The organism is Micromonospora sp. NPDC023888 (assembly GCF_040639415.1).
GTDB lineage: Bacteria > Actinomycetota > Actinomycetes > Mycobacteriales > Micromonosporaceae > Micromonospora.
In genome coordinates this window covers 118,275-136,476 of sequence record NZ_JBEZZW010000007.1, presented here as the reverse complement: position 1 = coordinate 136,476, position 18,202 = coordinate 118,275, and the positions used below count along the sequence as shown (strand labels likewise).

Sequence of the window (18,202 nt, the reverse complement as noted above, 5' to 3'; positions counted from 1 at the left end):
GTGCCAGATCACGATGAATTCCGCCAAAGAACGCATGCCTCGGGTCGAATCGCTGACCGGGCTGCGCTGGTTCGCCGCGTTCGCCGTGTTCCTGTTCCACGCGAACCAGATCATCAAGCTGCCCACCGTCTACGGCATCAAACTCGGCGACTTCTTCCGGTTCGGTGACGCCGGCGTCACGTTCTTCTACGTTCTCTCGGGCTTCGTGCTGACCTGGTCGTTCTCCCCCGCAGTGGGCACCGGGACGTTCTACTGGCGCCGCTTCGCCCGGGTCTGGCCCGCGCTCGTGGTCAGCACCATCATCGCCTGGGTCAGCTTCGACCAGGTCTGGCACGACTCCTGGAAGCGAACCCTGCTGAGCCTGACGCTCACCGAGTCGTGGTTCCGCCCGGCGGACTTCCTCGTCGCCAACCCGGTGGCCTGGTCGGTCTCCTGCGAGGCCTTCTTCTACCTGCTCTTCCCGTTCGTCATCCGGCCGCTGCTGCGACTGCGGCTGCCGGCACTCGCGATCATCGCGGCGGCCGGCCTGTTCATCGAGTGGGCCTACTGGTTCTTCGTGCAGGATCTGATCGACCCGAAGCAGTATTGGATCCAGCTCTCCTGGTACCTCCGCTTCCCACCGATCCGATTCATCGAATTCCTGCTCGGAATGATCGCCGCCGCCGCTCTCCTCCGCGGATGGCGGCCGAAACTCAACCTGTGGCTCGCCCTGTCGACGGTGCCCGCATCGGTGCTGCTGCTGTGGTGGGGTGCCCAGCAGGGCTGGTGGGGTGCGCACTGGTCGCAGCAGGGTCTGGTGCCCGCCTGCGTACTCGTGGTGCTCGCGGCAGCGATCCGCGACATCTCCGGGCGGCCCTCGATCTTCCGGAGCAAACCGCTCGTCGCCCTCGGCGCCTGGTCCTACGCCTTCTACCTGGTCCACCTGTCGGTCATCCACTGGCTGATGGGCACGGTGAAGACCAGCCCCGCGAGCTGGACGAACCTCAAGGTCCTCCTGATCTGGACGGTGCTGGGCATCGCCCTGGCCTGGGCCTGCTACCGCTGGGTCGAACACCCGGTGGAGAGATTCCTGCGCAACCTCTACCCGCGCCGCGTGCCGCCCGCGCCTCCTGCACCGCCCGTGGCGTCCACGCCGCCCGTGGCGCCCGTGGCGCAGGAACCGCTGGAGCCGCAGGAGTTGGCGGTGGCTGTGGTGTCCGAACAGCCCACCGAAGTCGTCCTGACCGGGCACGGGGTCGTCACTCAGGAATTCGAACCAGGCGTCTATCGGAGCACCGGGAGTTTCGACGGCCGATGATCCGGCGCGGCGCCGGTGTAGCCGGTTCGGCTGCCGAGCCACGTGGGCGCGTTCGGCACGGGTAGTGCCGCGCTTCGTGATCTCGGCCAACGGCGGTGCACCGGGCGCGGATGAACGGTGTCGGCATCGAACAGGATCGTCGACCGGGTGGTGCTCCGGTCGGTGTTGTCCGTGCTCCTACCTGCCTGCCGCGGGTGAGGTCGCGGAACCCTTGGCCGTTGACCGCGCGACAGGTGCTTGCGGAGGCGTGGCGCGGATCGGCATGAGGAACGGGGCGGTGGACAGCGCCTGCGCGCCGAAACGGAAGTACGCGAAGAGCACAGCGTGAGCCCATGCGGCGGGCCCGCTCAGTCGCAGCGGCTCGGAGTCGGCGAAGAGAAGGACCACGCCCTGGTGGTCGAGGTGGTATTCCATGACGGCGGCGTGGTCGAACGACAACCACCGTCCCGAGGCGTAGCACCAGGTCCTGGTGGGTGTGAGCACGACTCTGGTGAGTTGGTGCTCGCGCCACTGCGGGCGGGCCAGGCGTTCCGCCCGGGACCTGGCGCTGCTGTTGCCGATGGCATTGGCTACCAGAGCGCCAGCGACGAAGCCCGCCGATCCGAACGCCACCGCCGAGGTCTGGGTGTAGGTGACCGTCGAGCCGTAGTGGCGGGTGTAGTGCAGCCGCGCGTCCAGGTACACCGGCTCCTCGGTGAGAAAACCTGGCGCGAGGACGGCTCCCGGCTTGCCACCCAGGGAGAGGAAATCGAGAAGCCGGTGCGCGGCGTCGCGACCTTCGGCCCATGCCGTGTCGACGGGGGGAGGCGGTACGAGCCGGCCGATGCCGTAGCCGGCGGCGTAGGTTGCTAGCGCCCACGGGGCGGCGAGCCCGACGACCGTGACAGCGAACCACCGTCGGTGGCCGAAGCCACGTCGGTGCCGTCCCTCCACCACTCCCACGCACAGGCCTGTGATCGCCGTCGCGGCGACGAAGACGATGGCGATCAGTGCCACCAGAGCCAGCAGGGCGCTGATCCCCGAGCAGGCGTCGGGTATGTCCACCTCTGAATCGCTGATCCGTTGTCCGTGCGCCCGAAGACACCTGTCCACGGACCCGTACGACCAGTCGATGCCCCACGCCAGCGTCGGTGAGGCAAGCGCGGTGGCGACAGCGGTGAAGGTCCAGTGCCGGCTCTTCGGTGGTGAGGGCAGGAAGGACATGACCGGCCGCCACTCCTTGTTGTCACTGGATCAGTGCGCTCCGACGCGAGAGCCTACCGTTTGGTCGACGCGCCGGGGGTCCTGCAGTTGAGTCCGGACTGGCCGGCGCTCAAAGCCCGGCGAGCTGTCATAGCGGGTGCGGATCACGCCTACCAGTCCTGCGGGTACAGATCTTCCTCCGCGTAGCCCGCCGAAATGAGCAGCCTGCGGACCCTCTCCACCTCCTGCGGAGGTGGTCGACGCGTCGACGCTGCCGCAGCGGCGTCGTTGTCGACAACCGCCGCTTCGCCGTCGACCAGTTCCGCGACGACGGCGGCAAGGTTCGATTCGCAGAGGTCAGCCTGTAGTGCAGCCAGAAGGGGCAGGTAATCGCGGTCCGGCGGCCCTCCCGGGTAAGCCAGCCGCAAGATCTTGAGAACCGGCACCAGGTGCGGCGGCAACATGGCTACCAGCATCCCAGGTGGGGCAACCAGTAGCGCGCCCCGCAGGCGCAACGTCGCCGTTCCCTACGCCTCGGTCAAACCCGCCGGGGGATGCGGCCTCAGGCTGTCGCCTGCTGCCGTGGTGATGACCCGTGTCGGCGAGTAGGTGCCGGACATCGTCGGTTGATGTTCCGGACCGACCCGCCTCAAGGGGTCGTGCTGCCTCCTTGCTGACGATGGGCACGGTGTTCGGCGATGGGCCGTCCAGATCCACAACCTCAGGCGGCTGTCCGCGCGAGGCCGCCGGTCCCGATCGTTGTCCGCGACCGCTCCGCTCATGGGATGTCGGTCATCCAGACGAGCGATACGAGGCAGTCGAGAGCTATGTAGGCATGCACGCGCTGAACCGGCGCCCACGTCTAACTCTTGGCTGTCTCGATCGTAAGGGCTGCTACCAATTGGCTGTAGTGACCGTTGCTCTGATCCAGTACCGTCCGAGCGGCAAACTCCTAACAACACGGGGGAACCCTTGACGAATTCCTTCAGTTCCCGCCGCATGCTCGCCTGGACCGCGCCCGTGGCGCTCGCGCTGAGCGCGCTCGCCCCGACTCTGCCAGCCCAGGCCGCAGCGAAGCCCAGGCCCACCGCCACGGCCGGCCCGGTCGATAAGGACCTCAACGGTGACGGCGTCCCCGACCTGGTCACCAGCGGCGGCCCGGGTACTGGCCTCAGCTCCGGCGTCTGGTCGGCGCTCGGCGTAAAATCCCGCAAGACCGGCGTCGGCACCGGCCAGGTACAGACCCCGGCCACCAACATCGGCCTACTCGGCAACGGAGTCACCGGGAACGAATCCCCGGCCGACTTCGACGGTGCCCAGGTCCTCACCGGACGCTTCACCGGCGTCGACCGCCAGGACTTCCTGTACTACTACCCGACCGGCACCGCCGCCGGTATCGGTGGCGTCATCCGAGGCACCGGAGACGGCACGATGGCCAGCCCGTACAACAACCAATTCACGATTGGATACGAAAATCTGCTCGACGCCAACGGCAACAGCCCCCTGCAGTTGGTAAACGTGTTCCAGGCTGACGGTGTCGACAGCGGCATTCCGGATCTACTCGGCATCGCCGGTGACGCCACCAACGGCTACCGGCTTGGCTACCACCCCAGCTTCGGCGCAGCTGGCCTCTACTTCGGCACCACGACGCTGTCCAACCCCACGCCGACCGGCGGGAGCGACTGGCAGAACTGGAGCATCGCCAGCACCGAGACCGCCTCCGGCGTCGCGCTCTTCCTGCGCAACGCCACCACCGGTGACCTGTACCTGTGGACCGGCGTCACCATGGTCGACAACGGTGACGGCACCGGCACGCTGACCCACAACCAGTACCAGGTGGCGGCGAACTGGAACACCGGCGTCGCGATCAGCACGTTGCAGGCCGCCGACATCAACGCCGACGGCACCCCGGACCTGTGGACCGTGCTGCCGAACGGCACCTACCGGGCATACCTGATCTCCGGTCTCTCGACAACCGGCACCGCGACGGTGACCACGACCCGCGCCAAGCAGCTGGTCTGACTGTGCTGCTGGGGCGCGCCACCACTCGGCGGCGCGCCCCAGCCTCATCAAGCGATCCAGGTCCTGGCCGCCCATCGACGGCTGGCCCGCCGACCACCGATGAGCTGCGTAACGCCAAAGGCCCTGACCGGGATTCACGTCCCGACCAGGGCCTTCCCCATGGAGCAGGTGATGGGACTCGGTCCCGCACAGTCAGCTTGGGAATCGGTTTGTGCTCAAGGCCGACCGCCACGCCTGAGTTTTCCGGCTGGCTGGAGCACACCCGTACCGCCGGCGGATGCGCCCGCCCTGTTCGCCTCACCGGCACGATCGCCGCTGTCGAGCGGCAGACCGGCCGGGGCCTGGGCGAGCAGCGCACCGACTGCTGTATGAGCCGTGCTGACAAAGACAGCGGCCCCGCAAAGGGCCGCTGAGCTGCGGGAGAGTGGGCCGCCAGGGACTCGAACCCTGAACCTATGGATTAAAAGTCCACAGCTCTGCCATTGAGCTAGCGGCCCGCGCGCTCAGGTTACCCGACGGTGAGCGTCGGCGGCTCACGGCTTCCGGCCGGCCGTCGATGCCTGCGGCTTGCGGGCTCGTCGCACCTGATCATGACCAGTTCGACGGGCTGGCATTGTCCGACACCTCGGACATTCCGGGTCGGCAAGGAGGAGTGGATCAAGCCAGGTAGCGCAGCGGTGCATGGGTCCGGGTGGATGGGGAACCGGGATGGGCATGAGATCGAGCCGCACCCCGTCGGTAGCCGCGTCCGGGGAGGAGATCGGGTCGGACGGCGTACGCCAGCCCGGCGGGGAGGTGCACGCCTGGCTGCCTGGTCAGAACCAGACGGTCTGCGGCCTGGCGCTGAGCCGGACCCGGTTGCGTCGCTTCCCGCACATCAGTTTCGACTACTCGGGCACTGACGTGCTCACCGAGGCGGACGCGGTTGGTTGGATCTGCCCGCGTTGCCTGGCCGCCACCACCGGCCGACGCGGGGAGGGTAGGCGCGGCTGGGTCCGCGACTCCCCTCGCCCTTGATCAACTCGGAATACCGGAAGTCGGGCTGTCCCGCTTGCCACGACACCGCGAGTTCCAGGAAGTCGAGTGGATCAAGCCGCGAGGCCGCCGCCCGCGAGGCCGCCGCCCGCGAGGCCGCGCGAGGCCGCCGCGCAGGGACGGCCGCCAGGCCGGCGGGGGCGGTTGAGCGGCTGCTGGGCGGGTACGGGGTCGAGCATGCGGATCGTGGTGGTGGGGGCGAGCGGCAATGTCGGTACGGCGGTGCTGCGGCGGCTGCGCCAGGAGCGGGACGTGGAGTTGGCCGGGGTGGCCCGGCGGTTGCCCGGTCCGGATGCCGGTGAGCCGTACGACCAGGTTCAGTGGCACTCCTGCGACATCGGCGCGCCGGGGGCGGCGGGGCAGCTCGCCGAGGTGTTCGCGGGTGTGGACGCGGTGGTGCACCTGGCCTGGCAGATCCAGCCCAGTCACGACCAGCGGGTGCTGCGTCGGACCAACGTCGAGGGCAGCCGGGCGGTGTTCGAGGCGGTGATCCGGGCCGGTGTGCCGGCGTTGGTGTACGCCTCGTCGGTCGGCACCTACGCCCCTGGCCCGAAGGACCACCCGATCAGTGAGCGGTGGCCGGCCACGGGGGTGCCCGGCTCGTCGTACAGCGAGCACAAGGCCGAGGTGGAGGCGCTGCTCGACGGGTTCGAGCGTGATCATCCGACGTTGCGGGTGGTGCGGATGCGACCTGGGCTGATCTTCCAGCGGGCCGCCGGTGCGGAGATCACCCGTTACTTTCTCGGCCCGCTGGCGCCGGTGCGGCTGCTGCGCTTCGGTCGGATCCCGCTGGTGCCGACGAACCGCCGGTTGCGGATGCAGGCGGTGCACGCCGACGACGTGGCTGACGCGTACACCCGGGCGGTCCTGGGTGATGTGCGCGGCGCTTTCAACGTCGCCGCGGACCCGGTGCTGACTCCGGAGCTGGTGGCTCGGCATTTCCACGGTTGGACGGTGCCGGTCGCCGCGCCGGTGCTGCGGGCGGCGGCGGCGCTCACCTGGCGGGCGCGGTTGCAGCCTGTCGACGTGGGCTGGGTGGAGTTGGGCCTGAACGCCCCGCTGATGTCGAGCGAGCGGGCGGAGAGCGAGCTGGGCTGGCGGCCCAGGATCAGTGCGCTGACCGCGCTCAAGGAACTCTTCGCCGGCATGGCCGACGGCGGCCACACCGCAAGCCCTCCGCTGTCCGGCGCGCGCGACCTGCCCGGCCGCCCGGCCGCGCTCCTTCAGGCCCGACCTCCAGGCCAGGGAAACCCCTACTGAGGTACGCCCGGTGGGCGCGACACCGTCAACTCAGCTTGGAGCCGGTCACCGTGGGGTTCTGGGCGCCCAGGAAGAAGATGCCGGGGAAGCCTCGGGTCTCGAACTTTGCGCTGGGGTTGCGGCGCAGGGTCGAGCTTTCGATCTTCATCGTGCCGGTGCGGTTGTTGCTGACGAAGAAGACCGCGCCGCCGCCCTCGTTTGCCTTGTTGTTCTCGATGATCGTGCCGGCGAGCCGTACGGTGAACTCGTTGCCGTCGCAGTAGATCGCGCCGCCGCTGCCGCCGCCGGGCGTGCCGGACTTGGCCGGGTTGGCGCCGCTGCCGATCGCCTCGTTGTGGCTGAGCACGCTGTTCAGCACCACCCAGGAGACGCCGATGCTGCTCAACGCGCCCCCGTTGGAGCAGGAGCCACCCTGGCCGGACGCGCCGCCGAAGGTGCTGCTCACCACGTACACCGGCTTGTTCTCGTACTGGCTCAGCACCCGGATGGCCGCGCCGCCCAGGTCGGGGCCGGTGCGGTCGCAACGGTTGCGGACGAAGCGCGAGTTGACCACCTTGAACCGCCCGCCGCGGACGAAGATCGCCCCGCCGCCACCACCCTCGGCCTTCTCTCCTGTGGAGTTGCCGTCGGCGAAGGTGAGGTTCTGCACGGTGAGCTGCGGGTGGTCCTGGTTCTGGCAGTGCGAGGTGGTGAAGCCCTGGGCCTCGTCGCAGGTGTTCAGGTAGAGGATGCGGCGCTGCCCCTGGCCGCTCAGGGTGACCTTGCCGCCGCCGTCCAGCACGATCTTCGGCCCGTTGGCGTTGCGGACCTTCGCGGTGGCGGTCATCTTGATCGTCACCGGGGCGGGTCCGCAGTTGAACGTGATGACACCGCCGGCCGCGACGGCCTTCACGACCGCCGCGGAGGTGCAGCTCGCCGGGGTGCCCGTGCCGATGGTCCGGGTCGGCTTCGAGGTGTCCACCGCCCGTGCCTCGGCCGGAACGGTGGCCCTGCCGTTCGGGTTGCCGGCCGCGAGCACCTTCGCGGCGGGCTTCGGGCTCGCGCTGGCCCCCGGGCCGCCGAGGCCGTCGCGGGTCTGCGGCGCCTCGGCCTGGGCGCTCGCCGGCGAGGCGGTCGGCGAGGCGGACGAGCCGGGTTGGAAGGCGGGCGCCGGTTCGTTCGAGGCGCAGGCGGGCAGGGTCGCCGTGGCGACACCGAGGACGAGCAGAGCGGCAAGCGACGTCATGCGCACCCCGTGATGCTAGGAGCCGTAGCGGCGTCGCGACGAATCCACAGTGCCGGTTTAATGCGCCGCTAAGACGCGGTGGTCGCTGGTCAGGCGTGGGAGAGGGCGAAGGCGGTCAGGAAGCCGGCGACAGTGATGAGACCGACGAGCAGGTGGGCGTCCTCGAACGCCTCCGGGACCATGGTGTCGGTGATCATGGCGAGGATCGCCCCGGCGGCAAGTGCCGTGATTCCGGCCAGCACCTCCGGCGGCGCACCGCCCAGCAGCGTGTTGCCGAGCAGCGCCGCCACCCCGCTGATCAGCGCGATGCCGATCCAGAGCAGGAAGACGTACCGCCGGGACCGGCCGGCCTGGCGCATGCCGGCCGCGCTGGACAGCCCCTCCGGAACATTGCTGAGGAAGACCGCCGCCACCGTGACCAGGCTGACCGTGCCGCCGCTGAGCAGGCTCGCGCCGATCACCACGGATTCCGGGATGCCGTCCAGCAGCGCGCCCACCGCGATCGCCGACCCCGAGCCGGGCTGCTCGCCCTCGGAGGGCTGCTGGTCGCCGGAGCGCTTCCGGTGCCGCGCGCCGTGCCGGGCCAGGGCCAGGTTCGCCAGGGTGTAGGCCACCGCACCGCCGCCCGCGCCGAGCGCGGTGGGCAGCAGCCCGCCCTGCGCGTGTGCCTCGGCGATCAGCTCGAACGACACGGCGGAGAGCAGCACCCCCGCCCCGAACGCCATGATCGACGCGATGACGCGCTGCGGCACCCGGGCGAACCAACCGGCCGCCGCCCCGACCAGCAGGGCCGACCCGGCCAGCAGTCCCCACCCACCCGCCTGTAACCACTCCGGCATTCCCGGGACCGTACCCGGTGGGGCACGGGCGGCAAACCGCCCTCAGAAGTCGGCGAAGAGGTACGGCACCTGGCGCGGGAAGATGCCGCGCAACTCCGCGGCGGCGTCCACCGGCACCACGCCCAGGCCCCGCAACGGCAGCTCGGCCGGATCCAGCACCCCGTACGCCAGGGCGGAGAGCCCGGCCGCCGTGAGGGTGGCGGTCGGCGCGCGGCCGGTGGTGTCGTCGACCAACTCCAGCGCGCCGGTGGTGCCGTCAAACAGATGGGTGCCGGCCAACCAGCGGTCCCCGGTCAGCTCGACCCGCACCCGACCGGGGCCGGCCGGCAGCCCGCGCAACGCGTCGAGCGACAGCAGCCGGGCCATCGGCGCGGACGAACCCGGGATGGCTGTCCGCGCCTCGACGTGCACGTCCAGGTCGGTCACCCACAGCTCGGGCAACTCGTCGGGCGGGACCTGGACGGTGACCCGCTCGACCTGGTCGACGTGCCGGGCGAAGAACTGCAACAGCAGCGCCCGCGCGAGCGGGTCGCCGACCAGCAGTTCGTTGCCGTGCAGCGTGCCGCCGTGTTCGTCGATCCGGTACGTCACCGCGCCGGTGACCTCCCCGCCGACCCGGGCGGTGAGCAGCCAGTACTCGTCCCGGTCGCGCATCCCGTCCGCCCGGTAGTCCGGGAAGAGCGCGAAGCCGTGCCGCTCCTTCAGGCAGCGCTCGGTGAACGCCCGCCACGCCGGATAGCCGGCCGCGATGCGTTCCCACCCCACCTCGCCGGGCAGGTCCGCGCGCAGCAGCGAACCCAGGTGGGCCGGAGCGAAGGTGACCCGGCGCGCCTTGGGCAACCCGACGTAGCCGAACCGGGCGTAGAAGCTGGGCCGGAACGGGTAGAGCGCGCTGAGGGGGTGCCCCTCGTCGCGTACCTCGTCGAGGAGTTGGTGCAGCAGCGCCCGCACGTGCCCCTGCCGGCGGGCCAGCGGGTGGGTGGCGACCCCGGCGACACCCGCCATCGGCAACACCGCCCCGCGCAGGTTCTGCCGCATCGGGATGGACGAGGCGGCGGCCAGCGTGGTGCCGCCCTCCTCGGCGATGAGCGTCCGGTTGCCCTGGTTGTAGGGCAGGTAGTCGCGGAACTCCTCGGTCCGGGCAGCGCCGAGCGGCGACGACTCGAAGGCGTACGCGGCCAGCGGGAAGCTGGTGGTGAGACGTTCGTCGGCGGTCACCCGGCGGATGGTCATCCGCCTATCTCAACCTGCCGCGCGGATCGCAGCAACCGGATTGGCCCGATCCGTGGCGCCGGCCGCGGTCAGCCGACCGGCAGGTGCCGCAGGTGCCGGCGGCGGCGCAGGCGGACGCTGACCACGGCGGCCACCCCGACGACCAGCAGGGCGGTGACGGCGAGCCCGTGCAGCACGCCACGGGAGAGGTAGCCCTGGTCGGTGTGGTCCACCGCCCAGGTGGCGATCTCCCGGGTCGACCAGAACGGCGTCAACTTCGCCCCGGACCCGGCCGGGTCGATCAACATCTGCACCGTGACCACGGTGAGCAGCAGCAGCGTCCCCTCCATCTCGCGGGGCAGCAGCGCGCCGATCAGCATCCCGAACGGCGCCGCCACCGCGACCGAGCAGAGCAGCGCGGCGGCCAGTCCGCCGTACCGCAGATCCGCGCCGTCGATCATGGGGAGCAGGAAGAACGGCACGGAGATGACCAGTCCCACCGTCCACAGGCCGAGCACCCGGCCGAGGTAGAGGTGGTGTGGACGGTAGCCGGCCAGCCGCAGCCTCGGCTCCACCTCACGAGCCGCAGTGGTGGCGAACAGCGCGGCGGTGCTCACCGCCCAACCCACGCCGAGGAGCAGCGACCGGACCGACTGCCCGAGGTAGGCGTCCCGTCGGATCAGGTAGAAGGTCAACGGCATCAACAACAACAGCAGGAGTACGCCCCGACGCCGCAGCAGCTCCCGCATGGTCATCTCGGCGACGACGACGAGCCGGTTCACCGGTGGCCTCCCTGCACACTGGGCGCCTGCCGCCCGCTCACCTGTGCCGGGGTCAGGTCGAGCACGATGTCCACCCGGTCGAGGTGGTTGAGCAGGTGGGTCACCACGACGATGGCCGCGCCGGTGTCGCGCAACCTGCTGAGCTGGTCCCAGAAGTTGACGTAGGTGCCCTGGTCGAAGCCCTGGTACGGCTCGTCGAGCAGCAGCACGTCGGGGGTGCTGAGGGTGGACATGGTCAGGTTGAGCTTCTGCCGGGTGCCGCCGGACAGGTGACGGGCCTGCACGTCCCCGCCCGCCTCCCAGCCGAGCTGACGGGCCGCCGCCCGACCGGCCCGGCGGGCGGGCCCTCGGGCCACGCCCTGGGCGGCCCCGACAAGCACGAAGTGCTCGTCGGCGAGCAGGAAGTCGGCGGTGCCGCCGGACTGCGGGCAGTAGCCGAGCCGCCCGGAGACGGTCACCTCACCGGCGTCCGGCGACATGAGTCCGGCGCAGATCCGCAGGAAGGTGCTCTTGCCGCAGCCGTTCGCGCCGATGACGGCGGCGATCTGTCCGGCCCGGACGGTGAGCGTGGCGTCGTTCAGCACCGTCTGTCGTCCGTAGCGCTTGGTGATGCCCGCCGCGTGCAGCCGGACCGGCCCGGGGCGCGGTCCGGGCGCGGTGCCGATGCTCTCCACGACCGCGACCGCGTACTGCTGGGGTGGGCCGAAGACGACCCAGGGGTCGCCGCCACCTTCGCGTAGGTGCGTGGCGGCCTCGGCGACCACGTGCCGAGCGGCGTCGGCCGCGACCCGGCGCTGGTGCAACTCGGTCGTGAGCGCACGCAGCCAATCATCGGCGTTCACCGGGTGACCCCCTTCGTGACGATGTCGTTCACCGGCCGGACGAAGGTGAGCCAGGAGCTGCCGCCGGCGCGGAGCGCCGCGTACCCGTCGTCGGTGAGCCGGTAGTACTTGCGGGCCGGCCCGGCGCTGCCCTCCCGCCACTGCGCGGTCACCAGGCCGGTCTTCTGCAGGCGCAGCAGTACGGGGTAGAGCGTGCCGCCCTGGATCGGCCCGACGCCCGCCGCGTCGAGCGCCTGGGCGAGTTGGTAGCCGTAGGACTCACCTTCGGACAGCAGGGCCAGGACGCAGATGTCGAGCACCCCCCGCAGCCACTGCCCGCGCCTGTCGGAATCCACGCGTCGGACAGTAGCGCCGCAACCTAGATGGCACAACCACCTACTGCGGTCGGCGAAACCCGAACCATTCGGTTCGGGCGAGCCGTCGAGTGAGCCGTACCGGTCAGCGGGCGACGACGTCGGAGACCACGACTGTGACGTTGTCCGGTGCGCCGGCGTGGTGGGCCAGCTTCACCAACTGCTCACCGCACTGCTGGCGGTCGGCGTACATGCCCAGTGCCGCCGCGATGGCCTCGTCCTCGACGTAGTCGGAGAGCCCGTCGCTGCACAGCAGCAGCCGGTCGCCGGGGACCACGGTGAGCACGCCGACCGCGGGTGGGGTGTCGGCGCCCTGCACGGCCCGGGTCACCAGGGACCGCTGCGGGTGGTGGCGGGCCTGCTCCGGGGAGAGGGTGCCCTGGTCGACAAGCGCCTGGACGAACGTGTCGTCCCGGGTGAGCTGGGTCAGCTCCCCGTCGCGCAGCAGGTAGCAGCGGGAGTCGCCGACCTGGGCCAGCACCAGCGTCTCGCCGGCCAGCAGCGCCGCGGTGAGTGTGGTGCCCATCCCGTCGCGGCTCGGGTCGACGGTGATGGCGGCGTGGATGCGCTGGTTGGCGGTGCTGACCACGGCACGCAGGGCGTCGGCGGCGCTGTCGGGATCGGTGGGCGGGGCCAGCTCGTCCAGGATCCGGATCACGATCTCGCTCGCCACCTCGCCCGCGGGCAGCCCACCCATGCCGTCGGCGACGGCGATCAGGCGGTCACCGGCGAGGGCGGAGTCCTCGTTGTTGGTGCGGACCAGGCCGATGTCGTTGAGGATGACCGAGCGGAGGATCAGCGTCATGGGGTCAAGCTTGCCAAGAACACCCCGCCTTCGTCTCTACGCCTCCTGCGTGCGTCGAGAAATGATTGCGATTTTCGTCGACGGACCCGACGGTGCGTGACCGGTCGGCCGGGTCTCAGCGCCGGGGATAGCGCAGCAGCAGGCTGGCGGCGACCTCCTCGTCACCCACCGCCGCGTAGCTGTGCGGCACGTCGGACACCCAGCGGAGATGACCGCCGGCCGGCGCGGTAAGCGGCGCGTCGACCGGGCCGGCGCGCAGCACTCCGGCGAAGACGGTGACGTGCTCGGTGACCCCCGGCTGGTGGGCGGGGGAGAGCTGTACCGGGCCGGGCGCGACCCGCATCCGGTACAGCTCGTAGGTCGCGTCGGTGTCGGTGAACACCTCAAGCAGGGTGGCGGTGACCGCGGTGCCGTGCACGGTGGGCCCGGCGGTCGGCTCGGCCAGCAGGGCGGTGAACGGTACGCCGAGCTGCGCGGTGACCGCCCAGAGCGTCTCCAGGGTCGGGTTGCGGCTGCCGTGCTCCAGGCCGGAGAGGGTGGCCTTTCCGACGCCGGCGAGCCGGGCCAGGGTGGACAGCGAGATTCCCCGCTCCTCGCGCAGGGCGCGGACCCGGCGGCCGACGACGGCAGGATCCACGTCGAGGCCGGGGCGGGGGTTCGGTGGCTGCTGCGGCACCCGGCTATCGTGCTACACACTGTCGTTCCGTAAACGGAACACCCCGGGAGGTGGCATGACCGGACGCGTCCAACCGGTGCTGGCCGGCGTGGTGACCGCCCTTGTCGGCTTCGCCAGCTCGTTCACGGTCGTGCTGGCCGGGCTCCGCGCGGCCGGCGCGTCGGACGAGCAGGCCGCCTCCGGTCTGCTCGCCCTCTGCGTGGCGTGCGGGCTCGCCGCGGCCTGGCTGGGCTGGCGGCACCGGATACCGATGAGCGTGGCCTGGTCCACGCCGGGCGCCGCGCTGCTGGTGGCCACCGGAGCACCGCCGGGCGGTTGGCCGGTCGCGGTGGGCGCCTTCCTCGTCTCCGGTGTGCTGATCGTGGCGGCCGGGCTCTTTCCGCCACTCGGCCGTGCGGTGGCCGCCATCCCCAAGCCGGTGGCCGGCGCGATGCTCGCCGGGGTGCTGCTCCCGTTGTGCACCGCCCCGGTACGCGCACTCGTGGAACTGCCCGCGGTGGCGGGTCCGGTGGTGGTGGGCTGGCTGCTGCTGCACCGGTTCGCCCGCCGCTGGGCGGTGCCCGGCGCGTTGCTGGTGGCAGTGGTCGCGATCGCGCTCACCGCACCGCCGGCCGGCCTGACCGGTGCCACGCTGGCCCCGTCGATCACGCTTACCGCGCCGGCCTGGAACGCGTCCGCGCTTGTCGGGTTGGCCCTGCCACTGTTCCTGGTCACCATGGCCGCGCAGAACGTGCCCGGGATGGCGGTGCTGGCCGGCTACGGCTACCGGCCGCCGTTCGGCGCCGCGCTGCGGGCCACCGGCCTGGCCAGCCTGCTCGCCGCCCCGGCCGGCGGGCACGCCGTGAACCTCGCGGCGATCACCGCCGCGCTGGCCGCCGGCCCCGACGCGCACCCGGACCCGGAGCGCCGATGGGTCGCCTCGGTCACCGCCGGTGCCGGGCTGGCCCTGCTCGGCCTCGGTGCCGGCGTGGCAACCGCGCTGGTCGCGGTCGCCCCGCCGATCCTCATCGAGGCGGTCGCCGGGCTGGCGCTGCTGGGTGCCCTCGCCACCGCGCTGGCCGCGGCCGTGACCGACCCGGCGACCCGGGAGGCCGCCGTGGTCACCTTCGTGGTGACCGCTTCCGGGGTGACCCTGGTCGGCGTGGGCGGGGCATTCTGGGGTCTGATCGCGGGCTGCCTGATGCTGCTGCTCTTCCACCGCCGCGCACCCGCCCCCGCCGAGCCGGACCAGCTCGCCGCCGTGCCGGACCAGCTCGCCGCCGCCCCTCCGGAAAGATCCACTCGGGTTTCGTGAAGTCGGGCTGTCCCGAGGCTCCGGACGCCCCGACTTCCTTGAGCCCGAGTCGATCAGCGCGCTGGGGTTACTCCTCGGGAGGCAGGTCGGCCACGCCGACAGCCAGGAGGACCCGGCCGTCGGCCACCGACCCGATCCGGTCGGCCGGTACGTAGACCGCGCCCGTGCGGGTCAGCTCGGTGGAGACCTTCAGGTAGCCGCTGTGCAGCAGCCGTGCCGCCAGATCGGCCGGAACGTCGGGCTCCTCGACCGCGGTCGCCTCGATCAGCTCGTCCAGGCTGCTGCCCGGGTCGGCGGTCGGTGCCTGGACGGTCACCGCGTTCGGGTCGGCCCGCTGGACGAGGTCCACCGTGCCGACCTCGGTGCCGGCTGAGTCGATCACCGGCATCCCGGTGGTGATCCGCGAGATGGGCGTCTGCTGCGCGTCCTGCTGATCCATCCCATTGCGGTTCCCGGGGCGGTACGCCGCTAAACGCCGCCAGCAGCCCGGCAGCCCAGCCGCGAGCCTGCGGCGACCGCTCAGCCGTTCGGGAGGGTCCAGCCGCCGGGCGGGCGAGGAGACAGCTCCCGCCAGGTGTCCGGGCCGTCGAGGAGCGCCCGGACGGTGTCCTCGGCCTCGTCCGCACTGCCGTACTCGTAGAACCGGGAGATGCCCTCGGCGCCGCCGGCCCGCTGCTCGACGTGCCACCTGTCGGCGTCCACCCGGAGGAAGACGTCCCGTCGGGCCAGCCGCCCCCATTTCCCGTTCCACCAGTGCTTCCGCTGCTCCATGGCGGGACTCTATCGAACACACGTACGAGAAGGTGCGGCCCCTGCGGGAATCCCACAGGGGCCGATGTGCATCCGTTCGGGTCAGCGCTGCGTCGGGGGCTCGGTGCGCCGGCCCAGCACGTCGTCGAGTGCCCCACGCTGCTGGCCGGGGGTGGTGTGACCGGCGGAGACCAGCGCGTCCCGGATCTCGGTGAGCAGCTTGACCTCCTCGCTCGGCGCCGCCGGCGGCGGCTCCTCGCCCCGACGCCGCCGCTCGGCCAGCTTGTTCATCGGGTAGACCACGAAGAAGTAGAGCACCGCCGCGGTGAGCAGGAACGTGATCAGGGCGTTGATGAACGCGGCCCACTCGAAGTACTGGCCCCCGAGCTTCCACCTTCCGGCTGAGAGGCCACTGCCTCCGCCCATCATCTTGATCAGTGGTTCGAGGAACGACTTGGTGAGCTGGGTGACGACGCCGGTGAACGCGGCGCCGATCACGATGCCGACCGCCAGGTCGACGACGTTGCCGCGCATGATGAAGTCTTTGAAGCCCTTGAGCATCCGTACTCCCGAGGTGTCCGCTTTTATGTCCGGGACAACCTATGCCCCTGCGGCGGGCTCCAGAAAAGCGCCGGCTTCGATCGCCGCCCGGCCCGGATCACCGGCCCGGATCGCCTCGACCAACCGGGTGTGGTCGACGTAGCGCTCGGGCGTGAGCGCGCCCCCCATCGCCTGGGCGACAGTGCTGCGCAGGGCGGTGCCGACCGAGGCGTACAGCTCGGCGAGCATGGTGTTGTGCGCGGCGGCGACCACCGCGATGTGCAGGGCCGCGTCGGCCTCGACGAACGCGTCGACCCGGCCGCCGCGCCAGGCGGCCTCGCGTTCGGCGAGCACGCCGTCGAGCGCCGCCAGGTCCTCCGGAGTACGCCGCAGCGCGGCGAGCCGGGCGGCCTCCACCTCGAAGGCGCGCCGCACCTCGATGACCTCGGTCATCCGGTCGTCGCTGAGCCGGCGGGCGACCACCGGAGCCAGCTCGTCGGTGGACACCACGTACGTGCCGGAGCCCTGCCGGCACTCAAGCACCCCGGCGTGCACCAGGGCGCGGACTGCCTCCCGGACGGTGTTGCGCCCCACGCCCAGCGCGGCGACGAGCTGCGGCTCGGTGGGGATGCGCCCGCCAACGGGCCACTCGCCTCCGAGGATCCGGGCGCGGAGCTGCTCGATGGTCTGCCGGACCCGGTGGCCGCGGGGCGGCACCAGCGGGGCGGAGGGGGAATCCACAGACGGTGGCACTGGTTACATCACCGGCCCATAATTCATCCCATGATTGTAGGTTAGCGGTCATGACCCCGCCACCCACCGCCGCTCCGGCGCCGCCCGCTCCCGTCCGCGTCGACCCACCCCCGACGCGCGACCCCGGTGCCGGCCGACGGACGCACCCGGCGACCGGTGGGGCGCTCGTGCTGGTCGGGATGCTGCTTGTCGCGCTCAACCTGCGCGCCGTGGTGACCAGCCTCGGCGCCCTGCTCGACGAGGTCCGCGACGGTCTGGGGCTCTCCGGCACCATGGCCGGTCTGGTCACCACCCTGCCGACCATCGCGTTCGCCGGCCTCGGCGCGCTCACCCCGTGGCTGGTCCGCCGGGTGGCACCGGCCCGGGTGCTGGTGGTCGCCATGTTCGCCCTCGCCGTCGGCCAGGTGCTCCGGGCCACCACCGACTCGGCCTGGATCTTCGTGCTCACCAGCGCGCTGGCACTGGCCGGCATCGCGGTCGCCAACATCCTGCTGCCGATGCTTGTCAAGCAACACTTCCCGCACCGCACCGGGCTGGTCACCGGGGCGTACACGATGGCGTTGACCCTCGGCACGACGGTGGCCGCGGCCTCCGCGGTGCCGATCGCGCACGCCTTCGGCTCGTGGCGGGCAGGGCTGGGCGTCTGGGCCGCGATGGCAGCGGTGGCCGTACTCCCGTGGGTGCCACTCGCGCTGCGGACCCGGGCGGGCGCACGGCGCTCGACCCCGACGGCTGCCGTCGCCGCGCCGGTACGCGTCCGGCCGGCGCGGACCCGGCTCGGCTGGGCGATGGCCGTCTACTTCGGGGCGCAGTCGCTCAGCGGGTACGCGATCATGGGCTGGTTGGCCCAGTTGTTCCGGGACGCCGGCTACCAGCCGGAGTCGGCCGGGCTGCTGCTCGCCGGCGTGACCGCGCTCGGCGTGCCGATCGCGCTGCTGATGCCCACCGTGGCCGGCCGACTGGGCAGCCTGCGTCCGCTGGTGCTCGGGCTGACCACCGCGTCGACGCTTGCCTACCTGGGGTTGGCGTTCGCCCCGCGCGGTGCCGCGCTGCTCTGGGTCGCCCTCCTGGCGATCGGCCAGGGCGCGTTCCCGATGATCCTGACCGCCATCGGTCTGCGCGCCCGCACCGCCGAGGGGACTGTCGCGCTCTCCGCGTTCGCGCAGAGCACCGGGTACGTGATCGCCGCCCTCGGCCCGCTGATGGTCGGCATCCTCTACGAGGTCACCGGCGGCTGGACCGCTCCGCTCGGGTTCCTGCTGGGCGCGCTCGCCGTGCAGACGGCGGCGGGCATGGCGATCGCTCGTCCCCGCTACGTCGAGGACGAGTGACGAA

The 18,202-nt window shown here is 71.5% G+C and carries 20 protein-coding genes and 1 tRNA gene; 6 read left to right on the top strand and 15 right to left on the bottom strand.

Annotated elements, in window-relative coordinates; all coding sequences use genetic code 11:
- Positions 1-13 precede the first annotated feature (13 nt).
- Positions 14-1,297, top strand: coding sequence for an acyltransferase (locus tag AB0F61_RS08705; RefSeq protein ID WP_357805356.1), 1,284 nt, complete (start codon positions 14-16; stop codon positions 1,295-1,297).
- 177 nt (positions 1,298-1,474) lie between these two features.
- Here AB0F61_RS08705 and AB0F61_RS08700 read toward each other — a convergent pair whose 3' ends face one another.
- Together AB0F61_RS08700 and AB0F61_RS08695 are read right to left on the bottom strand one after the other, a co-directional pair.
- A complete protein-coding gene (locus AB0F61_RS08700; RefSeq protein ID WP_357805353.1) occupies positions 1,475-2,500 on the bottom strand; it encodes a hypothetical protein in 1,026 nt (341 codons plus the stop codon).
- Between the two features lie 149 nt (positions 2,501-2,649).
- On the bottom strand, positions 2,650-2,943 hold the full coding sequence (locus tag AB0F61_RS08695) for a DUF3349 domain-containing protein (protein WP_357805350.1): 294 nt from the start codon (positions 2,941-2,943) through the stop codon (positions 2,650-2,652).
- A gap of 508 nt (positions 2,944-3,451) precedes the next feature.
- On the opposite strand from AB0F61_RS08695, the gene AB0F61_RS08690 reads away from it, so the two are divergent.
- Positions 3,452-4,501 (top strand): hypothetical protein, encoded by a 1,050-nt coding sequence (locus tag AB0F61_RS08690; protein ID WP_357805347.1) that lies wholly within the window; start codon positions 3,452-3,454, stop codon positions 4,499-4,501.
- Between the two features lie 425 nt (positions 4,502-4,926).
- Here the strand turns inward: AB0F61_RS08690 and AB0F61_RS08685 are convergent.
- Positions 4,927-4,998: transfer RNA gene (locus tag AB0F61_RS08685), tRNA-Lys, on the bottom strand.
- Between the two features lie 211 nt (positions 4,999-5,209).
- Here AB0F61_RS08685 and AB0F61_RS08680 point away from each other — a divergent pair.
- Complete coding sequence (locus AB0F61_RS08680; protein WP_357805344.1) at positions 5,210-5,518, top strand: hypothetical protein; 309 nt, start codon at positions 5,210-5,212, stop codon at positions 5,516-5,518.
- A gap of 195 nt (positions 5,519-5,713) precedes the next feature.
- The gene (locus tag AB0F61_RS08675; RefSeq protein WP_357805341.1) at positions 5,714-6,796 is read left to right on the top strand and encodes an NAD-dependent epimerase/dehydratase family protein; all 1,083 of its coding nucleotides are present in this window, start codon (positions 5,714-5,716) and stop codon (positions 6,794-6,796) included.
- 25 nt (positions 6,797-6,821) lie between these two features.
- On the opposite strand, the gene AB0F61_RS08670 is transcribed toward AB0F61_RS08675, so the two are convergent.
- The 8 genes from AB0F61_RS08670 to AB0F61_RS08635 form a co-directional block, all read right to left on the bottom strand.
- Positions 6,822-8,021: a hypothetical protein gene (locus tag AB0F61_RS08670; RefSeq protein WP_357805988.1), complete on the bottom strand. Its 1,200-nt coding sequence runs from the start codon at positions 8,019-8,021 to the stop codon at positions 6,822-6,824.
- A gap of 89 nt (positions 8,022-8,110) precedes the next feature.
- Positions 8,111-8,860 (bottom strand): ZIP family zinc transporter, encoded by a 750-nt coding sequence (locus tag AB0F61_RS08665; RefSeq protein ID WP_357805338.1) that lies wholly within the window; start codon positions 8,858-8,860, stop codon positions 8,111-8,113.
- A gap of 42 nt (positions 8,861-8,902) precedes the next feature.
- Positions 8,903-10,093: a GNAT family N-acetyltransferase gene (locus AB0F61_RS08660; protein WP_357805335.1), complete on the bottom strand. Its 1,191-nt coding sequence runs from the start codon at positions 10,091-10,093 to the stop codon at positions 8,903-8,905.
- Between the two features lie 68 nt (positions 10,094-10,161).
- Positions 10,162-10,854 carry a hypothetical protein gene (locus AB0F61_RS08655; RefSeq protein ID WP_357805331.1) on the bottom strand — a complete coding sequence of 231 codons (693 nt, stop codon included), beginning with the start codon at positions 10,852-10,854 and terminating at the stop codon, positions 10,162-10,164.
- Positions 10,851-11,696: an ATP-binding cassette domain-containing protein gene (locus AB0F61_RS08650; RefSeq protein ID WP_357805328.1), complete on the bottom strand. Its 846-nt coding sequence runs from the start codon at positions 11,694-11,696 to the stop codon at positions 10,851-10,853. Before AB0F61_RS08650 ends, AB0F61_RS08655 begins: the two co-directional genes overlap by 4 nt.
- Positions 11,693-12,031, bottom strand: coding sequence for a PadR family transcriptional regulator (locus AB0F61_RS08645; RefSeq protein WP_357805325.1), 339 nt, complete (start codon positions 12,029-12,031; stop codon positions 11,693-11,695). The genes AB0F61_RS08650 and AB0F61_RS08645 overlap by 4 nt, the downstream gene beginning before the upstream one ends.
- Positions 12,032-12,134: 103 nt before the next feature.
- Positions 12,135-12,854 carry a protein phosphatase 2C domain-containing protein gene (locus AB0F61_RS08640; protein WP_357805322.1) on the bottom strand — a complete coding sequence of 240 codons (720 nt, stop codon included), beginning with the start codon at positions 12,852-12,854 and terminating at the stop codon, positions 12,135-12,137.
- A gap of 115 nt (positions 12,855-12,969) precedes the next feature.
- The gene (locus AB0F61_RS08635) at positions 12,970-13,530 is read right to left on the bottom strand and encodes an XRE family transcriptional regulator (RefSeq protein ID WP_357805319.1); all 561 of its coding nucleotides are present in this window, start codon (positions 13,528-13,530) and stop codon (positions 12,970-12,972) included.
- A 55-nt stretch (positions 13,531-13,585) separates the two neighbouring features.
- On the opposite strand from AB0F61_RS08635, the gene AB0F61_RS08630 reads away from it, so the two are divergent.
- A complete protein-coding gene (locus AB0F61_RS08630; protein ID WP_357805317.1) occupies positions 13,586-14,824 on the top strand; it encodes a benzoate/H(+) symporter BenE family transporter in 1,239 nt (412 codons plus the stop codon).
- 67 nt (positions 14,825-14,891) lie between these two features.
- Here AB0F61_RS08630 and AB0F61_RS08625 read toward each other — a convergent pair whose 3' ends face one another.
- The 4 genes from AB0F61_RS08625 to AB0F61_RS08610 form a co-directional block, all read right to left on the bottom strand.
- Positions 14,892-15,263 carry a hypothetical protein gene (locus AB0F61_RS08625; RefSeq protein WP_357805315.1) on the bottom strand — a complete coding sequence of 124 codons (372 nt, stop codon included), beginning with the start codon at positions 15,261-15,263 and terminating at the stop codon, positions 14,892-14,894.
- A gap of 80 nt (positions 15,264-15,343) precedes the next feature.
- A complete protein-coding gene (locus tag AB0F61_RS08620) occupies positions 15,344-15,595 on the bottom strand; it encodes a hypothetical protein (protein ID WP_238678688.1) in 252 nt (83 codons plus the stop codon).
- Between the two features lie 81 nt (positions 15,596-15,676).
- Positions 15,677-16,135, bottom strand: coding sequence for a large conductance mechanosensitive channel protein MscL (gene mscL, locus AB0F61_RS08615; RefSeq protein WP_357805312.1), 459 nt, complete (start codon positions 16,133-16,135; stop codon positions 15,677-15,679).
- A 39-nt stretch (positions 16,136-16,174) separates the two neighbouring features.
- On the bottom strand, positions 16,175-16,867 hold the full coding sequence (locus tag AB0F61_RS08610; RefSeq protein WP_357805310.1) for a FadR/GntR family transcriptional regulator: 693 nt from the start codon (positions 16,865-16,867) through the stop codon (positions 16,175-16,177).
- A gap of 179 nt (positions 16,868-17,046) precedes the next feature.
- On the opposite strand from AB0F61_RS08610, the gene AB0F61_RS08605 reads away from it, so the two are divergent.
- On the top strand, positions 17,047-18,198 hold the full coding sequence (locus tag AB0F61_RS08605) for an MFS transporter (protein ID WP_357805985.1): 1,152 nt from the start codon (positions 17,047-17,049) through the stop codon (positions 18,196-18,198).
- The last annotated feature ends 4 nt before the right edge of the window (positions 18,199-18,202 follow it).

Coding starts and splice junctions, on each gene's coding strand:
- AB0F61_RS08605 (WP_357805985.1), top strand. CDS start 17,047: ATGCTGCTTGTCGCGCTCAACCTGCGCGCCGTGGTGACCAGCCTCGGC.
- AB0F61_RS08660 (WP_357805335.1), bottom strand. CDS start 10,093: ATGACCATCCGCCGGGTGACCGCCGACGAACGTCTCACCACCAGCTTC.
- AB0F61_RS08675 (WP_357805341.1), top strand. CDS start 5,714: ATGCGGATCGTGGTGGTGGGGGCGAGCGGCAATGTCGGTACGGCGGTG.
- AB0F61_RS08625 (WP_357805315.1), bottom strand. CDS start 15,263: ATGGATCAGCAGGACGCGCAGCAGACGCCCATCTCGCGGATCACCACC.
- AB0F61_RS08680 (WP_357805344.1), top strand. CDS start 5,210: ATGGGCATGAGATCGAGCCGCACCCCGTCGGTAGCCGCGTCCGGGGAG.
- AB0F61_RS08665 (WP_357805338.1), bottom strand. CDS start 8,860: ATGCCGGAGTGGTTACAGGCGGGTGGGTGGGGACTGCTGGCCGGGTCG.
- AB0F61_RS08640 (WP_357805322.1), bottom strand. CDS start 12,854: ATGACGCTGATCCTCCGCTCGGTCATCCTCAACGACATCGGCCTGGTC.
- AB0F61_RS08630 (WP_357805317.1), top strand. CDS start 13,586: ATGACCGGACGCGTCCAACCGGTGCTGGCCGGCGTGGTGACCGCCCTT.
- AB0F61_RS08670 (WP_357805988.1), bottom strand. CDS start 8,021: ATGACGTCGCTTGCCGCTCTGCTCGTCCTCGGTGTCGCCACGGCGACC.
- AB0F61_RS08700 (WP_357805353.1), bottom strand. CDS start 2,500: ATGTCCTTCCTGCCCTCACCACCGAAGAGCCGGCACTGGACCTTCACC.
- AB0F61_RS08705 (WP_357805356.1), top strand. CDS start 14: ATGAATTCCGCCAAAGAACGCATGCCTCGGGTCGAATCGCTGACCGGG.
- AB0F61_RS08695 (WP_357805350.1), bottom strand. CDS start 2,943: ATGTTGCCGCCGCACCTGGTGCCGGTTCTCAAGATCTTGCGGCTGGCT.
- AB0F61_RS08620 (WP_238678688.1), bottom strand. CDS start 15,595: ATGGAGCAGCGGAAGCACTGGTGGAACGGGAAATGGGGGCGGCTGGCC.
- mscL (WP_357805312.1), bottom strand. CDS start 16,135: ATGCTCAAGGGCTTCAAAGACTTCATCATGCGCGGCAACGTCGTCGAC.